General features: G+C 49.0%; 9 protein-coding genes. All 9 read left to right on the forward strand.

Features of this window, described 5'->3' with window-relative positions:
* Positions 1 to 103 precede the first annotated feature (103 nt).
* The 9 genes from AC3WQ3_RS19715 to AC3WQ3_RS19755 all read left to right on the forward strand — a co-directional run bounded on the left by AC3WQ3_RS19715 (position 104) and on the right by AC3WQ3_RS19755 (position 16830).
* Positions 104 to 2467, forward strand: coding sequence for a helix-turn-helix domain-containing protein (locus AC3WQ3_RS19715; RefSeq protein WP_492473233.1), 2364 nt, complete (start codon positions 104 to 106; stop codon positions 2465 to 2467).
* Between the two features lie 322 nt (positions 2468 to 2789).
* The gene (locus AC3WQ3_RS19720) at positions 2790 to 3674 is read left to right on the forward strand and encodes an ABC transporter permease (RefSeq protein WP_221192575.1); all 885 of its coding nucleotides are present in this window, start codon (positions 2790 to 2792) and stop codon (positions 3672 to 3674) included.
* A gap of 17 nt (positions 3675 to 3691) precedes the next feature.
* Positions 3692 to 4591, forward strand: a complete 900-nt coding sequence (locus AC3WQ3_RS19725) for a carbohydrate ABC transporter permease (protein ID WP_492473234.1) — start codon at positions 3692 to 3694, stop codon at positions 4589 to 4591.
* A 63-nt stretch (positions 4592 to 4654) separates the two neighbouring features.
* Positions 4655 to 6301 (forward strand): extracellular solute-binding protein, encoded by a 1647-nt coding sequence (locus AC3WQ3_RS19730; protein WP_492473235.1) that lies wholly within the window; start codon positions 4655 to 4657, stop codon positions 6299 to 6301.
* A 96-nt stretch (positions 6302 to 6397) separates the two neighbouring features.
* Positions 6398 to 8149 (forward strand): right-handed parallel beta-helix repeat-containing protein, encoded by a 1752-nt coding sequence (locus AC3WQ3_RS19735; RefSeq protein ID WP_492473236.1) that lies wholly within the window; start codon positions 6398 to 6400, stop codon positions 8147 to 8149.
* Positions 8150 to 8161: 12 nt separating this feature from the next.
* The gene (locus AC3WQ3_RS19740; protein WP_492473237.1) at positions 8162 to 10546 is read left to right on the forward strand and encodes a glycoside hydrolase family 95 protein; all 2385 of its coding nucleotides are present in this window, start codon (positions 8162 to 8164) and stop codon (positions 10544 to 10546) included.
* Positions 10547 to 10696: 150 nt separating this feature from the next.
* Positions 10697 to 12748, forward strand: a complete 2052-nt coding sequence (locus AC3WQ3_RS19745) for an alpha-galactosidase (RefSeq protein WP_492473238.1) — start codon at positions 10697 to 10699, stop codon at positions 12746 to 12748.
* Between the two features lie 113 nt (positions 12749 to 12861).
* On the forward strand, positions 12862 to 15192 hold the full coding sequence (locus tag AC3WQ3_RS19750) for a glycoside hydrolase family 95 protein (protein ID WP_492473239.1): 2331 nt from the start codon (positions 12862 to 12864) through the stop codon (positions 15190 to 15192).
* A gap of 96 nt (positions 15193 to 15288) precedes the next feature.
* Entirely contained in the window at positions 15289 to 16830 is a 1542-nt protein-coding gene (locus AC3WQ3_RS19755; RefSeq protein WP_492473240.1) for a response regulator, read from the forward strand.
* Positions 16831 to 16947 lie beyond the last annotated feature (117 nt).

The raw sequence follows: 16947 nt of genomic DNA on the forward strand, positions 1-16947 counted from the left end.
GAAGGGGACCATATAGGTCCCCTTCTTTCTGAATCATTTTAATAAAGGGTGGGCTGCATCAGTAAAGCGCAATGCATGAGCTGCTGCACAAGCAAGAAAACATTTGACTAAGCCAAAAAATGATATAATCTGTGATTATGATAGCGCTACCAACAACTCGGCGATGGAGGGGCTGCCCATTCGAAATTCCAGTGTTTTTCGGAAATTTCTCATTTCATATGTCATCATTTTGGTCATACCCAGCATAGGTGGCTACATGTCTTATCTGACTTCGATTTCCGTAACGCAATCCATTTCCATTGAGAATGGGGTTACTCAGCTTGAGAAGGGCCAAGAAATATTGGAACGGCGCATGGCTGAAGTCGAAGGCTTCACCAGACAGCTTGCCGTGAATCAGGAACTGAACGTCCTAATGAATGAAAGGGATAACGAAACGAATGTATATGGCATATGGCGAGCCATGGAGAATGTGCTGACATTTGGGCAGACGAATGATTTCCTGCAAAATTATTATATTTATTTAGCCAATTATAATCTAATTCTTACCCCGGGTTCCTCCTACAGGCCGAATCATTATTATGCCGATTTTCATTATACAGATCTGTCCCTGGAGGAATGGATGAAGCAAGTATTACAACAAACACATCGTAGTGAAATTAAGCCGCTCAGCTCCTATGTCAGCAGAGGCCAGCAAACTTCGGTCATTACATATATGCAATCACTGCCTTTGGACAGCTTCAACGATTCCTCGCCGGCGGTAGCTGTCGTCGTCATTGATGAGAAGTTGATCGTAGGACTGCTGTCCAGTATGACGGACCGATATGGCGGCTGGGTTCACATTAGCGATGCGGAAGGGAGAACCATTGCGCTGAAGGGCAGTGGAGAACCTGAGATGGCCAAGATGATCTCTGATCCGAAATTCGATCCGAACAAGGTTAGTCAGTTCTATAAGGATGATTTGGTCATCACTACGCAATCGGATTCTAACGGCTGGGTATATCAGGCAGGGATTCCGCGTGACCTTCTTCTGGAAAATGCAAACAAGATCAAGAAGATGAGCATGCTCATTACAGGTGGAACACTACTGATTGGACTGCTCGTAGGACTGGTGCTTGCTTATCGTCATAGCGCCCCAATCAATCGACTGCTAAGTGTGATGAAGGAGCAATTCGGACGAGATGACGAGACTTCCAGGAATGAGTTTGATTTTCTAAGCGGAAACATCTCGGATATGATCACCAAGAACAAGCTGCTCGAGACAGAATTGAATCGCCAGCTGCCACTCGTAAGGGATGCTTTTTTGAAGCGCCTGATCTCGGGTGAATTCAAATCACGTGACGAGATTCTGTCTGCGGCCGAACAGGCGGATATTCTTTTGCATCAGGGAGCAGGATATGCGGGTCTCGTTCAGATCAAAGGTTATGGCAGCATGGATAACGTTGATATCCTGAATGAACTAAATGCTTCTCGGTTGCTGTTGAAGCAGGCGCTGAGCGAGCTTGGTGTTAATGTACTGATGACCGATTGGGGATCGGATAAAGTAGCCACTTTGTTTTTCTCCACGGATGAGGAAGCTGATACACAACGCACCGTAGAAGATATTACGCAGACCATGGATGAGTTGGCACAGGTTGTGTTTAATGATTACCGGATCACCATCCAGTCAGGATTCGGCAACCATTTCTCGTCCGTGACGGAGGTCAGTGATTCCTTCGACCAAGCCAATCAAGCTCTTGAATATGCTATCTACATGAACGAAAGGGGTATGGTGTGGAGCAGTGAAACACAGACCGAAAATACGACCTATTATTATCCGCTCGACTCCGAGCAGCGACTGATTACAACGATCCGGGCCGGAGAACTTGAGGAAGCCAAGCGGATTGTCGAAGCCATCATGGTACAGAACATGGAGCAGCGGGAGCTATCCATGGAAATGAAACATCAACTGATTGGCGAGATGAAGGGAACCTTTATCAAGCTGCTTGATCAGAAGGCATTTACGGAATATGATTCCATCGAAAACGTTAAACGGCGGATCATCGACATTGGGTCCGCGGAGCCACTGGAGACCGTTAAGTCTGAATTGTACGAAATCATGGAAGAACTGTGCGGACTGATTGCAAACAAGAAGAAGGATACCCATAGTCAAATCGTTAAACAGATCAAAGCGTATACTGCAGAGATGTATTCGGATGCCGAGCTAACCCTGTATCGCGTTGCTGAACACGTTGAGCGACCTGAAAAATACATTTCCCAACTGTTCAAGGAGTATACGGGGGTTAATTTTTCTGATCATCTGATCAAAGTGCGAATGGATCAGGCGATGATCCTGTTAAGGGATAGTAATTATACAGTGGACGAAATAGCAGCAAGAGTGGGGTACAACAGTTCACATTCCTTCCGGCGTGCCTTTAAACGATTGAATGGTATTTCTCCGAGTGTGTATAGACAGACTCCTTACGAATGAAATCATTCAGGTCTTATGGCCGTGTTGTCCCAAGAGGACGATGCGGTCTTTTTGGTGCAATCTAGCGGTTTATATGGAGAAATGGCCGTTCTGTTGCTGGTTTGTGCCCTCGAAAAAGGGATAACTGTACGCTCTACAGCTCAATTGTACCTGTTAAGAAGCCATCTCGATCCACTATGATCAATGTGTAGTAAGCGCTATCATCATTGAACATCACAGACTGAAGTCAGGGGGGGTTGTTCTGGAGAAGGAAGTCGTTGTGAATCACAGGTCATTGCCACAGAGAAAAGAAACGAGCTTATGGAGCAATGCCCGCAGGAAAATGAGGAAGCACTGGCAATTGCATTTACTGGTGATTCCACCCTTGCTGTTTTTTCTTATTTTCAAGTATTACCCAATGATTAATGCAGTCCTTGCCTTTAAGGACTATAACGTCATTAAGGGTATTTGGGGAAGTCCCTGGGTGGGGCTGCAAAACTTCCGTCTGTTCTTCGAAAATCCGTTATTTTGGACACTGGTGAAGAACACGATTATACTGAGCGGATATTTGCTGCTGGCGGGATTCCCGATTCCAATTATCTTAGCCCTTATGATTAATGAAGTGCGGAGCACGAAGTTTAAAAAGTTCGTACAGCTCGTATCGTTTGCGCCCTATTTCATTTCAACAGTCGTAATGGTATCCATTATCATGCTGTTTCTGGCACCTCGGCTTGGCTTTGCCAACATTGCCCTGAATTTTTTCGGGCTTGAATCGGTCAATTTCCTCGGCGAACCCGGGATGTTCCGATCCATCTATGTCTGGTCGGATATATGGCAAACCGCAGGATACAGTGCAGTGATCTATTTGGCAGCTCTTGCCGGAATTGATCCGACGCTGTATGAAGCGGCCAAAGTTGATGGAGCTTCACGGTTTCAAAAGATCAGACACGTCGACCTCCCAGGTCTTGTTCCGACCATCGTCATTATTTTGATTCTCAATGTAGGGAATGTCATGGCCATTGGCTTCGAAAAGGTCTACCTGCTGCAGAATCCGCTTAACCTAGCCAACTCTGAAATTATTGCAACCTATGTTTACAGCATTGGCCTGTTGAATGCCAACTATAGTTTTGCGACCGCGGTCGGATTGTTCAACTCGCTGATTAATCTCGTTTTGCTGGTTACCGTGAACGGTTTGGCGAAACGAGTGACCAACAATAGTATCTGGTAGGAAAGGAGGGTCCTCAAGTGGCAGCAACGGTACCAAAAAGGATTAGGGAATCTGCCGCCGACAGAGCGTTCCTGATTACGATCTATATTGTGCTCAGTCTCGTTGTACTGGCGGTGATCTATCCTCTGATTTTTATTATAAGCAGCTCGTTAAGCAGCCCGGCAGCCGTCACTTCTGGCCGTGTATGGCTCTGGCCTGTAGATATTTCATTCAGTGGTTACAAGGCACTATTCAACACACCTGAAATCTTAAAAGGGTACGGTAATTCCATCTTTTATACGGTGGTAGGTACGTTTATCAGTGTGGTCCTGACCATCATGATTGCCTATCCGCTATCCCGCAGAAGCTTTTTTGGCCGAAATGCCTTAATGATGATTATCACCTTTACGATGATTTTCAGCGGCGGGTTAATTCCGACGTATATGGTTGTGAAGCAGCTTCATCTGATCGACACACGCTGGGCGCTGCTGATTCCTAATGCCATTTGGGTGTGGCAAGTCATCATTGCCCGTTCCTTCTTCAAATCCTCCATTCCCGAGGAATTGCTGGAAGCCAGCGAGATGGACGGCTGCAGTGACATGCGCTTCATCTGGAGTATCGTTCTCCCTCTATCCAAGCCCATTATCGCTGTGCTGGTACTCATGTATGCGGTTGGGCAGTGGAATGCTTATTTTGATGCTCTTATTTATCTTAAATCGGCTGATCTGTTCCCGTTACAGCTGATTCTGCGCAGCATTATTATTCAGAACAACAGTGCAGGAGCGATGGATGCGGCAAAAATGGTGGAGAGACAGCAGCTTGCCGATCTGTTAAAATATTCCTTGATTGTGGTGGCTACATTGCCTGTGCTGGTGATCTATCCGTTTGTACAGCGTCATTTTGTACAGGGAATGCTGGTTGGTTCCATTAAGGGCTAATTCACAGCTTGAGTTAGGAAATCATTTTCTTCACCGGTAAATTACTATAGGGAGTGATCCAATTTGAAGAAAAGTCTGACAATCATACTCATGCTGCTCATGGCGTTCACGATTGTAATGAGCGGATGCTCGAGTGACAACTCGTCAAGCCCTGAATCAGGAGAGCCGGCTGCAGGAGACGGTCCGGTGAACATCAGTGTATTTTCCGTACAGGAATCGGGGATCGATATCCCGACCAACCAATTCACCAAATTCGTGGAAGACAAGTTCAACATCAAATTCAACTGGCAGATCAATCCGTCGGACGGAGCCAAGGAGAAGCGCCAGATCTCGCTCGCAAGTGGCGACTATCCTGATGCCTACCTGCTTACTCATTACATTGACCAATTCTCCCAAGCGGATCTTTTGAAATATGGGAAACAGGGCGTCCTCTTGCCGCTCAACGATCTGATTGATCAATATGCGCCCAATATCAAAGCAGCGATGGAAAGTAACTCAAATTTGAAAACGCTTAACACAGCACCGGATGGCAATATTTATGGCCTCGTTGCTTATACGGAATGTTTCCACTGCTCTTATCCGAGCAAGATGTGGATGAATACGGAGTGGCTCAAAAAGCTCAATTTGGAGATGCCAACCACGACGGAGGAATTCAAAAATGTGCTGCAGGCGTTCAAAACGCAGGACCCGAACGGAAATGGCAAAGCCGATGAAGTACCTCTTAGCGGTTCCATCGAAGAATTTGGTGTGCGCATCATCCCATTCCTCATGAATGCCTTTGTGTACGATGATGACCGCAACTACCTGCAAATGACCGGAGGGAAGGTTCAATCCGCAGCCATTACGCCGGAGTGGAAGGAAGGATTGACCTATATCAAATCGTTGTACGATGCAGGTCTTATTGATCCAGGAGCTTTTACACAGAACGCGGAAGCCTTTAAGAAAATTGGGGAAAATGCAGATGCGGAAATTCTCGGCGTCGGGGCAGGAATGCACCCCGCAATCTTCGTAAACATTGATCCTGGCAATACACGCTCGGCACATTATAACCCTGTACCTCCGATTTCCGGACCGGGAGGCGTATCGTACGCGACGCATGATGGAGGCGGCGTATCTCCGGGAGCCAAATTCGTCATTACCAACAAGGCAAGCGAAGAAGCGCAGATCGCTCTAATCAAAATGGTGGACTATATGTTCACTGCCGAAGGTCAAACGAACGGGGCGAGTGGTCTGAAAGGAATCGATTGGACCGATCCGGGAGAAGGCGACGTGGCACTGGGCAAGGATTCCAAGCCGATGGTTAAACAGATTCCAATGGCTGAGGGAGAAGCGCCGCGCAATGCGGGCTGGAGCGGAATGGCTCATTTCTATATGCCGAAGGAGTATCGGGATACCTTTGTTCAAGGCACGGATATCTACGCCTCCGACGGCTATGAGCGCAGACTGTATGATGCTACGCTGCTGTATGAAGGACACGAGCCAGAAGAGCTGTTCCCGATCTGGTCTGTATGGATTGACCCTTCCGAAATTGATGAAGCAAGCTTGCTGCAAACCAATATCCGAAACTACATTGAGCAGAACCAGCTTCAATTCATTACGGGCAACAAGGATCTGAACAAAGATTGGGATGCATATGTCAAAGGTCTGGAAAACCTGAAGCTGGACCGCTATCTTGAAATTTTGCAAAAGGCCTATGAGGCATCCAAATAGCAGGTGAAGATTCGAACATCAGGTGCCTGAGTTGGACCAGGCACCTGATGTTTGTTGCATCCACAGCATAAGGATGATGTGAATAGTCTTCGTTCAATGACCAACAAGAAAGGGGGGATATTCATTCATCGGTCGAAACAAGCTGCAGAGGCTGCACCTGTGATCATACGATTAACGGATTATGGGGCTCAGCCGGATTCGGAGCAGGATACTCAGCCTGCCATGACTCGTGCCATTCAGGCGGTTTCTCAAATCTCCGGACCAGTGGTGCTGGACTGTGCTCAAGGGAGGTATCATTTTTATCCTCATGAGGCCATTCAGGCTCCTTATTACATTTCAAATACGGCCAGTGAGGAAGAGAACCCGGATATCACCAAGACGATTGGCTTGTGGTTGAAAGGTCTGAATGGACTGAAACTGGAAGGCAACGACTCATTGTTTATTTTCCACGGGAAGCAGACGATGCTGGTTCTGGACGGTTGCACCAGTGTGGAAATATGCAATCTGCGTATTGACTATGACCAGCCAACGGTGACCGAGATGACGATTGTAGACAGGGGAAGCAGCTATTTTGATGCCAGGGTTCATCCGGATTCCCGGTATGAGATCCTTAACGGACAACTGGCCTGGGTCGGAGAGGGTTGGAGCTTTATGAACGGGCCGATGCAGACCTATGATCCCTCGCGCAACATAACATGGAGAATGGACAACTGGCTGGAGCAGGCGAAAAATGTTGAGGAGATCGAGCCGAGGCTGCTTCGTTTTCATTTTGATTTCTCCCCTGATGTTGGCCTGGGTCATGTCCTGCAAAACCGGGATGGGCTTCGTGACCAGGTGGGTGTATTTATCACCGAATGCTCAGACGTCACCTTTGCAAATGTCGGTCTGCATTTCATGCATGGACTTGGTGTTGTGAGCCAATTCAGTCGTAATCTTACCTTTCGCCGAATGAATATGACTCCTCGTACCAAAACCCGAAGAACGGTTGCCGGCTTCGCCGATTTTCTTCATCTGTCCAGCTGTGGAGGCAAGGTCGTGGTGGAGGACAGCCGTTTGATAGGTTCACACGATGATTCCATTAATGTGCATGGGACTTATCTTCGTATCATCCAGCGAGTGGGGAAGAATTCCGTAAAAGTCCGTTTCATGCATCCCCAGACGTATGGTCTCCCTGCGTTTTACCCAGGGGACGAGATCGAGTTTGTTCGTGCTGGCTCTCTTACCACCTATGCAGCGAACCAAGTGGTGGGAGTCCAACCGCTGACTGCGCGCGAGTTCATTTTGACTCTTGCCCATGATCTTCCGGAAGATATAGGCAGCCAGGATGTGATTGAGAACATCACCTGGACACCTGAGGTAGAGATTGTGAATAACTATTTTGCCAGGGTCCCGACTCGGGGCATTCTGGTAACCACCCGGCGTAAAGTATGGATTGCTAACAATGTGTTCGAACGGATGCACATGAGTGCTATTTTGATCGCGGCGGATGCCAAGTCATGGTATGAGTCGGGGAGGGCAGAAGATGTGACCATTACAGGCAATCGTTTCGTTGAATGCGGGAGCGAGGAATACCCGGTTATCTCCATTGCACCGGAAAACGAAGAGATGGATGAGGGTTTACCCGTTCACAAGCAGGTGATTATTCAGAACAATCAATTCGAGACGTGCAGCAACGTTATGCTCTTGTGTGCCAAGAGTACCTCCGGACTAGTCTTCACATCGAATGAAATCATCCGTACTGGCGGAGTGGATCTGCGGTCCTGCATTGAAGACTTCGTCCATGTCACCGCTTGCACTGAAGCTGATATTCAAGGCAATACAGTCATTAGCAATACCAAAACGGAATGAGGGAGAGAACCTATGAAACTTCAATATGACAAACCCGCCAGTGTATGGACCGAGGGGCTTCCCATTGGTAATGGTCGTCTCGGTGGCATGATTTTTGGAGGAGTAGAGCAGGAGAAAATCAGTCTGAACGAGGACACTTTATGGTCGGGCTATCCAACGGACGGTAATAATCCGGGTGCGAAGGAGGTTTTGCCGAAGGTCCGCAAGCTGATACAGGAGAGACGCTACCAAGAGGCAGATACGCTGACGAGAGAGATGCAGGGACCCTATACGCAATCCTACTTGCCCTTCGGAGATTTGCATCTTCGTTTTGAGCATGGGGGGATTCATCATTCCTACAAACGGACGCTGGATATAGAACGGGCGCTGCACAGCGTTGAATACCAGGTTGGGAACGTCACCTACAAGCGTGAGATGTTTGCTTCGAATCCCCATCAGGTGATTGTGCTGCGTCTGACCGCGAGTGTACAGGGGAAACTCCATGTGCATGCCGCTCTGGACAGCCCGCTTCGGCACACACTTCAAGTAAAGGAAGATCGCTTCGTATTATCAGGTACCGCTCCGGAACATGTAGATCCCAGCTATGTTACAAGCGATCATCCCATTAGATACGGTGAACCGGAAGCCGGGAAGGGCATGGTTTTCGAAGGACAGCTGGCCGTGATAGCAGAGGATGGACAGGTGATTGTGGATAGTCAAGGCATTCATCTGTTGGGGGCAACCGCTGCCACCTTCTATTTCAGTGCAGCTACAGGTTTTAATGGCTATGACAACATGCCTGTAGGGGAGGGAAGAGAGGTCACAGGGATGAATAATTCACGACTCAACATGGCGACAGCCCAGCCATATATAAGTCTGCGTGACGCCCATATCTCGGATTATCGCTCCCTGTTTGACAGAGTGAAACTGCACCTCGGTACGCCGATCGCCCCGGAAGGGATGTCTACAAGCCAGCGGATTACGACCTATGCGGCAGAAGATCCGGGACTTGTGGAGCTGCTCTTTCAATATGGACGCTACTTGCTGATCTCAAGTTCTCGCCCTGGTACACAGGCCGCCAATCTTCAGGGAATATGGAATGCACTCACCCGCCCGCCATGGAGCAGCAATTATACCTTGAACATTAACACGGAGATGAACTATTGGCCGGCTGAGGTCTGTAATTTGGCGGAGTGCCATATGCCTCTGCTGGATCTGATCGGTAATCTGGCAGAGAAAGGTACTGAGACTGCACAGGTTAACTATGGTACCCGTGGCTGGACGGCTCATCATAACTCGGATCTATGGGCGCATACAGCCCCGGTTGGAAATTACGGAGGTGGAGATCCAAGCTGGGCATATTGGCCAATGGGTGGCGTATGGCTGACTCAGCACTTATGGGAGCATTACGCCTTTAACAGAGACGAAGCGTATTTGAGAACAACTGCCTATCCGATCATGAAGGAGGCGGCACTCTTTGCACTTGATTGGCTTATCGACGATGGAAGCGGAAATTGGACTACAGCCCCATCCACTTCTCCGGAGCATAAATTTCGCACAGCGGAAGGTGTAGCAGCAGTCAGCTCGGGTTCAACGATGGATATTTCCCTGATCTGGGAGTTGTTCACGAATTGCATGGAAGCCGCGGAACGACTTGGAACAGACATGGAATTCAGGGAGGAGCTGGAGCGTGCACGAGAACGCCTGCAGCCGCTGCAAGTCGGTAAGTATGGTCAGCTTCAGGAATGGTCGGAGGATTTCGAAGATGAGGATACCTACCACCGGCATACTTCGCACCTTGTAGGCGTATATCCTGGACGGCAGTTGTCCGAGGAGGAAACGCCGGAATGGTTTGCCGCGGCAAGAACTTCACTGGAGCGTCGCGGAGACGAAAGTACAGGCTGGAGCCTGGGCTGGCGTGTTGCACTCTGGAGTCGGTTCCGGGATGGTAACCGTTCCTTGCGACTGCTCTCCAACATGCTCCGCCTGGTTCAGGACGGGGACACGGAGCAGTACAACCACGGCGGAGTGTACGCCAATCTGCTTGGCGCGCATCCGCCATTTCAGATTGACGGCAATTTCGCTGCATCCGCCGGCATTGCCGAGATGCTGGTGCAGTCTCACCTTTCGTATCTTGAATTGCTTCCGGCCCTACCGGATTCGTGGCAGAAGGGCTGCGTATCCGGGCTGCGTGCCCGAGGCGGTTTTGAAGTTAGCATCTGGTGGGATAGGGGACAGCTCGCCGAAGCGCAGATCACCTCTACGCTGGGTACGGATTGTGTACTTCGTAGTGATGTCCCGCTCATCGTAACTTCGAACGGCACTCGGTTGGATGCGATCCGCATCAATGCCTCGACACTGAAATTTCCGACATCAGCTGGCCAAACGTACAGTATTGCAGTGGAGGGTGACCAGTAAACATTTTGCCAGGAAGTGTGTTAAATCGCGATATGGATCGGAAGATCGGTGCATGGATTACGGTCTGTCCTGTCTTTATAATGAGGGCAGACTTGGGGGAGGGAACGACCGCTCCTGCCAACCAACCATGCAACCTCGAGGAGGCATATGATGCTAAAGAACGATACAGCCGTTGAAGTTCAGCAGAATGACACACGGATCCAAGTGAGCAACGGCCATGTAAATCTGGAGATTCATCTTGAAAATGGTGAGGCTTCGTGCAATGACAACCGCGCTTGTCTTGTTAACCATTTTCGCAGTGCTTTTCGCTGGCAAGGTCGGGAATATAGCACGGAACACTACGAGAGACATGAGCTGAAAAGCAAGGAAGGCATTGTCCGGGAAGGATTCGGCAAAGGAGTGCACTTGGTAATCCTGCACCAGTCGTCCAAGCTTCCCCAATTAGAACAGCATTTTTATGTATACGAGTCTGTACCATTTGTGTTAGTACAGAGCACAATCCAAAGTGATAAAGAGATCAAGGTCAATCGCTTCGCGGTCGTTCAATCCAAGCAGGTATCACTTAACGAAGGAAGTCAACAGGAAGGGCTCAGCATCCTGCGGATTCCTTATGATAACGACAAATGGGTTCGATACACGGTTATCAAACCTCCAGTGGATATCGAAAGCTATGAAGCTGCAGCTGTGTTCGAGCCGGATAGCCGCCGGGGAGTGATTCTGGGTTCACTCACGCATAAGGTATGGAAAACGGGAATCCGGTTTAAAAGCGAGAAGAGCGGCCACATTGAAGACCTGGATCTCTATGGCGGAGCTGTCAGTGAGCTGACCCGCGATTCCCAGCCGCATGGATATGTGAGAGGAAAAAACATTGAATCACCACTCGCATTCATCGGATTTTACGAAGATTATAGAGATGGACTCGAAGCTTACGGCCGTGCTAACACCTGGGTGGAGGCTCCACTGCCATGGAAGGGCGGCGTTCCGGTCGGCTGGAACAGCTGGTCTGCAGCGATGAGTACACTCGATTATGACTTGTATACGTCGACTAGTGATTTTTTGAAGAAGGAAGTACAGCCTGTGGGTTTCCAGAACGAAGAGACCTTATACGTTAACTTTGATGCCTTCTGGGACAACTTTACACCTGAACAGATGAAAGATGCGCTGGACCGGGTACGGCAAAACGGACACCGAGCCGGAACGTATTGGACGCCATTTACGTTCTGGGGGAGCCCTGAACAGTTCAGCCAAGTCGTGGAAGGGACGGATGGTCAGTATACCTACGGGGATATTCTGCTGAGAGACATGGAAGGCGAGGTTTTGCCGGATGTGGATGGCGGTTTGGCTATAGACCCGACACATCCCGGAAATCTGCTGAGAATGGACTGGTTTGCGAATAAATTCGTCTCGGAAGGATTCGAGTATATTAAGCTGGACTTCCTTGCACATGGCGCCCTTGAAGGGCAGCATTACGACCCCGACATCACAACAGGGATTGCAGCTTATCGCCACGGTATGTTTTATTTACAGCAAAAGTTCTCACCGGAGGCTATTGGCCGCCCGTTCTTCATCAACCTGTCCATTGCGCCGATCTTTCCGTACGCCTTCGCTCACAGTCGCCGCATTTCCTGCGATGTCTTCGGTACGCTTCAGGATACGGAATACCTGTTAAATTCATTGACCCATGGCTGGTGGATGAACAATACGCTGTACCGCTACAATGATCCGGACCATTCCGTGCTGTATAAGAGCTTCAACCAGGAAGTAACTGGCTGGCACGAAGGAAGAAGCCGTCTGACCGCCTCGGTGATTGCGGGTACGGTATTGCTGCTCGGAGATGATTTCCGTCAGGCAGAGGCTGCGGAGCGGGCAAAAGACTGGCTTGCGAATAAGGAAATCATGAACATCGCCCGACTCGGCCGAACGTTCCGTCCGTTGGAAGGAGATTGCGGGAAGCAGGCATCAGACGTATTTGTACTGGAATCGGCAGACGACAAGAGTTTTTATATGGCCGTTTTTAATTTTGATGCTGCGAATGCTGCGCGTAGAACGGTTTCCCTGGAGAGAGCCGGACTGGATGCAAGTACGGTGTACATTTATCAGGATTTATGGGAAGGGGCACAAGGGGAAACCATTGGCCACATGAGCGTAACGCTGGAACCAGCAGAGTCTAAAATTTTTAGATTAACGATGAAAAGAAGCTGACAATCTGCATTAACCTAATAATAGGCGCGCTTTTGTTGGACACAGACAGCGCGCTTTATTTGGGTTTCGGCGATTATAGATTCAGATAATCCATTAGAACAGGAGGGCGTGAAATGGACGATTTTACATTATGGTACTCAACCCCAGCAGTGAATTGGAATCAAGGCTTGCCGCTCGGGAACGGAAGAATGGGAGCTGTGGTCATGGCTGCACCGCAACGTGAAGTGTGGAGCATGAGCGAGGTGACCTACTGGTCCGGTCAAGCAGATCCAGAGCCGACTCCTGCAGGAGGGAAGAGAGCGCTGGAGGAAATGCGGCTTCAGTTCTATTCCGGCAATTATGATGAGGGAGATCGTCTTGCGAAGCGATATTTGCAGCCCGACAAGCAGAATTTTGGCACCAATCTGGGGTTATGCAAGGTTGTCATTCAATTTGCCGAGCAGAGCCCTGACAGAACGCTAGAGGGAAGCTTCCGGCGTGAGCTGGACTTAAACCGTGCGCTGGCCAAGGCTGCCTGGAGGAACAAGGATACAACCGTGTATCGTGAGGTTTTTGCTTCACATGCTGACGACCTGGTTGTTTCCAGGGTTTGGAGTGATCGCTCTGGGGGCGTATCCTTTTCGCTCAGCCTGGAGGGAGACGCGGGATCGTTCCGCAGCTTAACAATGGATGACTGTACATTGAAGTTTGAGGGCCAGGCTACCGAAAATGTCCACAGCAATGGGAACTGCGGTGTATCGGCCGAAGGGTATGTGAAGATTGTTGTGGCTGGCGGTACGGTTACCGGGAGAGACGGAAGATTGACCGTCCATGGAGCGGATGAGGCCTCCATTTACTTTACGGTCAGTACCGATTATCGCAAAATGGGACCCGAGTGGAAACAGGAGAGCTGCGTAATACTCGATAAGGCACTAGGCAAAGGATATTCCCTTCTGCGAACGGATCACATCGAGGATTACGCAGAGCAGTATAACAAGGTCGACATTCAGCTTGGGACTGCAAGCAAAAGTAATCTGACGACAGATCAGCGCATCCGGCTGCTGGCCCGAGGTGGGGATGATGATCCCCAGCTTTTTGCGCTATTTCTGCAATATGGCCGGTATCTGACCATTGCCGGTTCGCGTGCCAATTCTCCGCTTCCTCTTCATCTTCAGGGAATATGGAATGACGGAGAAGCATGCCGTATGGGCTGGAGCTGTGATTATCACCTGGATATCAATACCCAGATGAATTATTATCCGGCAGAGATTACGAACCTGGGAGACAGCCATCTTCCGCTCATGAGGTATGTTGAAGACCTGGCAGCAGCCGGAAAGTCAACGGCACGTAACTTATACGGCAGTGAAGGCTGGGTTGCGCATGTCTTCTCTAACGTCTGGGGATTCACACTTCCCGGCTGGGATACATCGTGGGGGTTGAATGTTACCGGAGGACTGTGGCTCGCCACTCACTTAATGGAGCATTATGAATATAACCAGGACCGTGCTTTTCTGGAAAGTACGGCGTATCCTGTGCTCAAAGAAGCCGCAGTATTCTATCTGGACTATATGGACATTCATCCCGAATATGGTTGGCTGGTGACGGGTCCATCCAATTCTCCGGAGAATCATTTCTATCCGGGTACAGCTGACGGTGCTGTGCACCAGCTCTCCATGGGAACGACATTAGACCAGGTTCTGGTGCGTGAGCTGTTTGAATTTTGCCTGAAGTCGATTGAACTGCTGGATAGGGACCAGGAGTTCGGTGAACAACTGAGAGAAGCTGTTGATATGCTGCCACCGCTGCAGATTGGGAAGAAAGGACAGCTGCAGGAATGGCTGGAGGACCATGAGGAAGCACAGCCGGAGCATCGACATCTGTCACATCTATTCCCCCTGTATCCAGGGCATCAGATCACGCCTGAGCGGACACCTGAGCTTAGTGCGGCAGCAAGAGTGACGATGCAAAACCGGATGCTGCAAGAGGAACTGGAGGATGTGGAATTTACAGCTGCCCTGTTTGGACTTGGTTTTGCGAGGCTGCATGATGGAGAAATGGCTTACAAACATGTCTCGCATCTGATTAGTGGACTGTGCTTCGATAATTTGTTTACGTATTCCAAGTCAGGCATTGCCGGTGCGGAAACCAATATTTTCGTCATTGACGGAAATTTCGGAGGAACAGCAGTCATTGCGGAAATGCTGCTGCAAAGTTACGAAGGCGAAATTCATCTCTTGCCAGCACTGCCGCAGGCTTGGAATAAAGGGAAGGTAACCGGGCTAAGAGCCAAAGGCAATGCCGAAGTAGATGCAGTCTGGGAGAATGGGGAGCTGACATCTGCCACCATCCGTACGTTTACGTATGGAAAGTACACTGTATGCAGAGGAGAACGGAGAACGACTTTTCATGCCGAAGCGGGAGGAAGCTACACATTGAATCGTGAGCTGGACTTGATTGATCAATGAATCATGCCAATAAGCAACTGTATCATAACCGATCTGGTCGAATGGGAGAGAAAACATATAATAGAGACAGAGACAGCTTAAAGGGAGGGGACTTCAATGTACAGTATTTTTCTCGTAGACGACGAAGAGCTCGGGCTTGGGATGATGAGAGATTATATTCGCTGGGAAGAGATGGGGATCTACATTATTGGGACAGCGAGCAACGGCAGAGAGGCTTTGGAGAAAATCGAGGCCCTACAGCCTGATATTGTACTTACCGATGTGCAGATGCCCATTATGAACGGGATTGACCTGGCTCGAAAAATACATGAGTTGTATGATTCCATTCAAGTGATGTTCCTGACGGGACATGATGAATTCCATTATGTGAAATCGGCGCTTCATGTCGGAGCGGTCGGATATTTGCTTAAACCCCTTGATTTGAATGAAATTGAAAGCGTTATTTCGAAAGTGAAACAGCGCTGTGAAGAGGTTGCAATCAAGAAACGTTCCACTGAGGCTGCTAAAGCAACGATTCTAAAGGAACTTTCCTATGAAAAAGATATGACTCGTGCTGCGGAGCTTGCGTCCGACTATAGTAGATTGACCCGTCTGCCCGTTACATCACGGTACGCCTTGGCCTTGTTCAGCATTGATCCCATCGAAGCGGAAGAAGAGCAGCAGAGTCTGGAGGAATGTACCACCCGGCTGGTGTCTTATCTGAATTACTATTTCCAGGCGAAGAATCTGAAGGCTAGCTTTGTTGATTACAAGGAAGGCGAGACAGGACTATTTATGGAAGCAGACCAACAGCCAGGATATTATGCATGGGAGGACTTGGCAGTGGCAATGCGAAGTGCACTCGATTTTACGGTGACTGCAGCGGTAGGCGCCGAAGCTGCCGAATTGTCCAATCTCCACGGTTTATATGAGCAAATGCGTGTGATCCTGAACGAACGTTTCTACGAAGGAACGGGAACGATGATCCATGCAGAAGCCGTAACGAATCAATTGTACAGCGAACATATGCCGCCTTTTGAGAAGAAAGAATGGTTTGAAGCCATACATCAACTGGATTTTGAGTGGGCAGCACAGAAGCTGCATCAATATATTGAAGCTCTGGCTGCCATGCGAATCAAGAAGAAGATGACATGTGACTGGTCCATCGATCTCGTCGATGAACTGCTGGAACAGGTGCAGGAGCCCTTTTCGAAGGGGGTTCAACGTGCAGAGTTATACCACTCCATTTATAATGCATCGACATTGCATGAGATCGAGGGGCTAATTCTGGATGCGGCAGGTCATGCCGTGAATCTGCTGGGAGAGCGATTTATGGATAAAAATGAAAAACTGATTCATAAGGTACGCACCCTCATTGATCAAAATTACAATCATCCGGTTACGATTAACAGCCTGTCTGAACAGGTTTATCTGTCACCTAACTATTTGCGGTCCATTTTCAAGGAAAAGACAGGAATGACCATCCATGATTATTTGACGCGTATCCGGCTTGGCAAAGCAAGGGAGATGCTCGCGGATGGCTCGCTCAAGATTCATGATATTGCTCAGAGAGTAGGCTACGAGAGCACGTCCTACTTCATTTCCCTTTTTCTTAAGAATGAAGGAGTAACGCCGAATGAATACAGGAAAACGATCTGAACGTTTATAAATCGCCCGATTGTTGTGTAAAAGAGAGAAATTCAAATATGAATCGTAACATTGCGATATGGATCATTCCTGTCGCTCTTTTTACAATTAGGCATGTAACCAATATGC

This window comes from Paenibacillus sp. FW104-T2 (assembly GCF_058789975.1).